The 5,625-nt window shown below is 64.3% G+C and carries 6 protein-coding genes; 5 read left to right on the top strand and 1 reads right to left on the bottom strand.

Annotated elements, in window-relative coordinates; all coding sequences use genetic code 11:
* The first annotated feature begins 324 nt into the window (after nucleotides 1-324).
* The 3 genes from GY937_13750 to GY937_13740 all read left to right on the top strand — a co-directional run bounded on the left by GY937_13750 (nucleotide 325) and on the right by GY937_13740 (nucleotide 2,918).
* Nucleotides 325-954 (top strand): nitroreductase family protein, encoded by a 630-nt coding sequence (locus tag GY937_13750; protein MCP5057769.1) that lies wholly within the window; start codon nucleotides 325-327, stop codon nucleotides 952-954.
* Nucleotides 955-1,094: 140 nt separating this feature from the next.
* The gene (locus GY937_13745) at nucleotides 1,095-1,625 is read left to right on the top strand and encodes a DUF2255 family protein (GenBank protein ID MCP5057768.1); all 531 of its coding nucleotides are present in this window, start codon (nucleotides 1,095-1,097) and stop codon (nucleotides 1,623-1,625) included.
* Nucleotides 1,626-2,063: 438 nt separating this feature from the next.
* Nucleotides 2,064-2,918 carry a PEP-CTERM sorting domain-containing protein gene (locus tag GY937_13740; protein MCP5057767.1) on the top strand — a complete coding sequence of 285 codons (855 nt, stop codon included), beginning with the start codon at nucleotides 2,064-2,066 and terminating at the stop codon, nucleotides 2,916-2,918.
* A gap of 348 nt (nucleotides 2,919-3,266) precedes the next feature.
* Here the strand turns inward: GY937_13740 and lysA are convergent, their stop codons facing one another.
* A complete protein-coding gene (gene lysA, locus GY937_13735; protein MCP5057766.1) occupies nucleotides 3,267-4,529 on the bottom strand; it encodes a diaminopimelate decarboxylase in 1,263 nt (420 codons plus the stop codon).
* A 95-nt stretch (nucleotides 4,530-4,624) separates the two neighbouring features.
* Between lysA and GY937_13730 the strand changes: the two genes are divergently transcribed.
* Complete coding sequence (locus GY937_13730) at nucleotides 4,625-5,083, top strand: hypothetical protein (protein ID MCP5057765.1); 459 nt, start codon at nucleotides 4,625-4,627, stop codon at nucleotides 5,081-5,083.
* A 134-nt stretch (nucleotides 5,084-5,217) separates the two neighbouring features.
* Nucleotides 5,218-5,472, top strand: coding sequence for a tetratricopeptide repeat protein (locus GY937_13725; GenBank protein ID MCP5057764.1), 255 nt, complete (start codon nucleotides 5,218-5,220; stop codon nucleotides 5,470-5,472).
* Nucleotides 5,473-5,625 lie beyond the last annotated feature (153 nt).

Genomic DNA, 5,625 nt, shown 5'->3' with positions numbered 1-5,625 from the left:
CGCGCTCAATCACGCCCACGCGATCCAGTTCCTCGTAGCTCATGCTCACTGTCTCCATGCCCGCGGGGGTACCCCGGGCGACTGGAAAAAGCGGACATTTCTACTTTGGAGAAACCGGACATTTCTACTTGGGTACTACACTTGCACTTGTCAAGGTATCCCTTATCGGACATGGATCCCCTCTTGGAACTCCTATCCTCACCAGCTCGATTGGGTGGGGGATCTCACGTTTTGACCTGCGGATCTGCACACTTCGATTCGCGTGCTCGGTCAACGCACCAAGCCCAGGAGAGCCTGACAGTGAGTGACTACGACGCCTTTCAGATGCCCTTGGCCGAGGCTATGACAACCCAGCGCGCCATTCGCCGGATCAAACCAGACCCCGTGGATGATGCCCTGGTGCTGAAGCTGATCGAGCTGGCACTGAAGGGGCCAACTGCGCAGAACGAGCAGGGCTGGGAGTTCATCATCGTGAAGGACAAGGAGATCAAGCGGAAGCTCGGCCGCCAGAACCGGATGATGTGGAGACTCTATCGCTCGTTTGCAAACTGGAAGTCGAAGGCCGACCCGAGGGCGCAAAAGCTGTATCGAGCGACCGAGTGGGGCGTCGACCACTTCGAAGAGGTCCCCGTTTACGTCGTCGCATGCTTTCGGGGAAACCGCTTCGCGTTTCCACCGGTGGTCGCTGCCAGCACCTACGGCTCGATCTTTCCGGCGGTCCAGAATCTGCTGCTCGCAGCCAGAGCTGCCGGCCTCGGGGCGAACATCAATACCATGCCGCTCTGGAGCAACTTCGCGGCGCGACAAATCCTGGGCCTACCCTTCGGCTTCACGCCTTGCGTGGTGATCCCGCTGGGCTGGCCACTCGGCCGCTACGGCCCAACCACGCGCAGGCCCGTAGGCGAAGTGGTCTCGCTGGATCGCTTCGGCAACCGTCCCTGGAAGATGGGCTGAGCCCGTATGCAGAATCGGCTCGGCGATATGGGCCAGGAACGAACGAACCTCTCGCCCCAGGACGACGAGAGGACGATTCCCGAGTTCGAGACGCTCGCCCGGTACGAGACCGCTGAGTAGAGACCCGAGAGGAAGACCCCATGCGCTTGTCATGTAGGAACGTGACGTGTATCCCCCGCCTCGACCCGCTGCTGCGCGTGGCCGGGTCTGCGAGTCATGGGCTCGTATGCGTGATCGCGCTCCTCTGCACCGTAGCGTGTACCCTCCCCCCAGCCGCGGACCGCCCCCTCGGCGAGGCTGACTTCGAGCGCTGGTCCGTGCACGTTCTCACTTGGGACGCCGACGGAGACCGCCGCAAGACGCGCGTCTGGATGGTCGCAATCGAAGGGACGCCCTACGTACGCACCGGGCAGACGCGATGGTGGCAGAACATCGAGCGCGGATCAGAGACGCAGATCCTGTCTGGTGGGGATGCCTATCCAGTCACGATCGAACCGGTCGTCGCCGCTTCTTTGCGCGCCGAGATCGACGCAGCCTTCGCGACGAAGTACGGCTGGCTCGGTCGGCTCGTGATCGACGCTGAGCGTGCGCAGAGCGATGACCCCTATCTTCGCTTGATCCCGATTACGCAAGAAGGGGGGCCGGACTCCGTGCCGAGAGGTACGCAATGATAGCTGGCTTTCCCAATGGGTGGCACTGTTGACGATCAGTCCCTGGTCTCCTTCGGGGGACTCGTTATGCGACCCCCCTTATCGGACGTGGATCCCCTGTTGGAACTCCTTAGCCCGGTCCGATTTGACGCCTCCCATGCGGCTACGCGAGAGAGCCACGGCATGGGTAGTCACCCGAAAATAAATCCACTTCGAGAGGTTGGGAGCCCACATCCCCGGGGAAACATGGGGAAACTGGCAGGGTCGGACTGATCCCGGCCTCTCGCCTTTCAGCTTGAGCTTTCGAGAGCTTTCTGAGAGGGTAAAGCTACCTGGGAATGGTTGAGCCGGCGCTTTCGTGCGGTTGGCGTGCGTTCCCGATGCAGGCGGGGCGGCGCACAGCGGCCCTCCCCCGAGAGGTCCACTGTGAAGTCGCTTGCCGCCCTGTCTCTTGCTGCCTTGTCATCCCTTCTCCTGGCGACTTCGGCATCGGCGGTCACGGTCGACCTGATCGATGGCAACGGAACCCTCGATTGGAACACCGGGATCGGCGTTTCTTCGATGGTCGAGAACGCCGCCGTCACGCATCCGCTCTTCGCGAACAACCGGCACACCCGTGAGGGCTGGTTCCTCTACCTCGAGGATTTCGCTTATCTGCACGAGTTCACGAACTTCACGAAGGCCCCCAATGGGGCTTCCCAGGATTCCATCTCGTCGACCTTCACGCACTTCACCGGCGAGAGCTTCACCCTCGACCTGACCTATGGAATCAACGCCGTCGGCCCCGACGGGCTCCCCGACCTCACCTGGAGTGGGCAGATCTCGCGGCCGCTGAACCCGGCCTCGCCGTTCCCCATTCTCTCGGCGCGGCTCTTCAACATCTTCGACTACGACGTGGGCGACATCCTCGGCAACGATTCGGTCGTCATGAACTTCCCCACCGGAGCGACCGTGATTGAGATCGCGGGCCCGGGCGGGATCACCGGGTTCCGCGGCTCCCTCGGGACCCCGAACTACACGGCAGACACCCTCACCAACGTCCTCGCGCAGATCCTGGGCCCGGCCCAGTTGAACAACATCGCCGCGCCGGGCAACTACGACATGGTCGGCGCCTTCCAGTGGAACTACGACCTCTGCAGCGGGCCGGGGGTCGCACCCGGATGCACCGGCAGCGGCTCGGGCTCTGGCGGGTTCGGAGGCTTCGGCGGCTTTGGCGCCTCGGGCGGCGGCCCGGTCCCCGAGCCTTCGGCGGGGTTGCTGGTCCTCGGAGGCCTCACCTTCTTGGCTCACAACCGACGCGCGCGAGCCGCCTAGGCTCCGTACGTCGAACAGCAGCGCGTCCCATCGCCCCGGCGAGGAGCCTGCGCAGAGGGGCCGGGGCTCGGCCCGATGCTCATCGGGACGGCCGCGGGCACGGAGACGCCCTCCGCACTTGCAGCTCAGCTGCTGGGCCGGCCACCGCCCCTCGTCAAGCCACCTGAGTAGAACCCCAACCGTGGCCGGTGCCGAAGCGAGCGCGAATCTCTACAGCCTGGTCGAGACCGCCAAGCCAAGCCACGTCAAGCGGAAGATGAGCAACTTCCCACTGCGAACTTCACTCGATCCCTGCCGGCCCAGCCAGCCAGAAGTCACCGTGAGAATCGCGTGCTGAACAGTGTGGTGCTAGGCGTCGTCGCTCAGCGGCAGGCGCTCTCCGCGGAGCAGGTCCGCCGAACTCTGACGCGCGCGGGCCAGATGCGCCTTGCCGTTCACGATCATCACCTCGGCAGGCTGGGGCTTCGAGTTGTAGTTCGAGGCCATCACGAAACCATAGGCTCCTGCGGTCTCCACGATCAGGTACTCGCCAACCCGGGCTTCGGGCAGCAGCTCGTGGCGAACGATGCCGCCCTCTTCCTGCGTGAAGATATCGCCACTCTCGCAGAGAGGGCCGCCGACCACGACCTCCTGAATCGCCCGAGGGGTGTCGTCCGCCGGGACGATCGACATCGGATGATAGGCGCCGTACATGGCGGGGCGGGCCAGGGTGTTGAATCCGGCGTCCACCAGATAGAAGCGGTTTGCGCCGTTCTGTTTGATCGCCCGGATCTCGGTCACGAGAAAACCGGCTTCGGCCGCCAGGAAGCGACCCGGCTCGATCTCGATACCGACCGGGTGGCCGAACTCCGCTTCCAGGTGCTTGCGAGCGGTATCCCACAGCCCGAAGTACGCCGGGACGTCCATCCGCGGATCGCCCGGCCGATAGGGAACCGGAAGTCCACCTCCTGCGCTGATCATGTGCACACTCGCACCGACGCGCCGGGCAAGCTGCTCCATGGCACTCGCCACCAGAGCCAGGTGTTCGAGATCCGCACCGGAACCGATATGCATGTGCAGGCCGGTCACTTTCAACCGGTGCGCGGCCGCGCGCTCGAGTGCGGCGTCGAGCCCCTCGTGCCAGATGCCGTGCTTGGATTGCTCGCCACCGGTGTTCGTCTTCTGGCTATGGCCGTGGCCAAAACCCGGATTGATGCGCAGGGTGACTTCGCCACCGGGCACTCGCTCGCCGTATTGGTCGAGCATGTCCGGGGAGCCGCAGTTTACGGGAATGCCGTGCTGGACGACGAGATCGAGGGCCTCCCGGTCGAAGATATCCGAGGTGTAGACGATCGCGGGCGGGGCGCCGCCGGGCTCGTAGCCCGCGGCCAACGCGCGGTGGATCTCGCCAGCGCTGACCGCATCGACCAGCACCCCGTGACGACGACACAGATCGAGGACCGCCAGGTTCGAATTCGCCTTCTGCGCGTACCGGACCACATCGAAAGGCGCGAGATCGGCGATGCGCTCGGCGATGACGGCTGCATCGTAGACGTAGGTGGGCGTGCCGAAATCGCGGGCAAGGTCCGCGACCGGCACCCCAGCGATCTCGCGACGCAGGCGATCGGACATGGCGTGGGAGTGTATCGGCTTCCGGCCGGCGATTCTATCCAAGGAGAAATGCCGAAAGGTTGGAAGCAGAGGCCCGGGTTCGGTACCCAACCTGAGTGCAACCCCGTCCCCCCAGCGAGAACTTCCTCGATCTGGCCCTGCGTCTACGTCGCGATGAGGACGTGAGCCTGGAAGAAGTTGCAACTACCCTCGACGTGGACCAGAACCCGGGCACCGATCCGGACCTCTCGCGTGCGCTCCTGGATGGGCTTGCCGAGCGAGCAGGCTCGCGCCTCTGTTCGCTCCGGGATCCCGGTGGCCGCGTCCTCACCCTGGTGGATTTCCTGCACCGGGAGGAGCGTTTCCATGGCAACACCGAAGCCTACGACGACCCCGGCAACAGCTACCTGCATCAAGTGCTCGAGCGCCGCACGGGAATTCCCATCACGCTCTGCATCGTGACGATCGAGATCGGTCGACGGCTCGGCATCCCGATCCACGGCTCGGCATCCCGATCCACGGCATCTCTTTCCCCCGCCACTTCCTCGCCCGGGCCACCGGCAACGTCGATCTGATCATCGATGCCTTCGCCGGACGGACCCTGACGGATGACGACTGCGCCGCCCGGCTCGAGCAAGCCGTTGGACCGGACGCAGTATTCGACCGCCGCAACCTGCGCGCGGCAACCCCTCGCGAGGTCTTGCTCCGAATGCTGGGCAACCTGAAACATGTGCATATCGCCGGCCGGCGCTACTCACAGGCGGCCGAATGCTGCGAGCGAATGCTGCTCACGGCACCGGAGCTGCTAGGCGAGCTGCGCGACAGGGGGATCCTGAACGAACGCCTCGAACTCTATGGCGCGGCGATTGCCGACTACGAGAAGTTCCTCGACCGAGCCGGCACCGAACCTTCTGCAGGGACGATTCGAGCGCGCAGAGACGCATTGCGACAACGGATGCATTGAAGCGGGGTCGGCCCGGCCCTAGTCCCTTGTCACACCAAAAGCTGGGGGTAGAGTCGTCGCAGTTTCACGCGGGCTTGTTGGGTCGTGAATTGCCAGTCGACGCCCTTCGTCGTTCGGTTGCGATCGTCTTGCCAGGCTTGGACTTGGCGCGTG

The sequence above is a fragment of the bacterium genome, from assembly GCA_024228115.1.
In the GTDB taxonomy this organism is placed as follows: domain Bacteria; phylum Myxococcota_A; class UBA9160; order UBA9160; family UBA6930.
The sequence above is the reverse complement of the archived record's forward strand: the minus strand, read 5'-3'. Positions and strand labels throughout refer to the sequence as shown.

Excerpts from the sequence above, each read along its gene's own strand:
- GY937_13750 (MCP5057769.1), top strand. The coding sequence starts at position 325 with ATGCCCTTGGCCGAGGCTATGACAACCCAGCGCGCCATTCGCCGGATC.
- GY937_13745 (MCP5057768.1), top strand. The coding sequence starts at position 1,095 with ATGCGCTTGTCATGTAGGAACGTGACGTGTATCCCCCGCCTCGACCCG.
- lysA (MCP5057766.1), bottom strand. The coding sequence starts at position 4,529 with ATGTCCGATCGCCTGCGTCGCGAGATCGCTGGGGTGCCGGTCGCGGAC.
- GY937_13725 (MCP5057764.1), top strand. The coding sequence starts at position 5,218 with ATGCTGGGCAACCTGAAACATGTGCATATCGCCGGCCGGCGCTACTCA.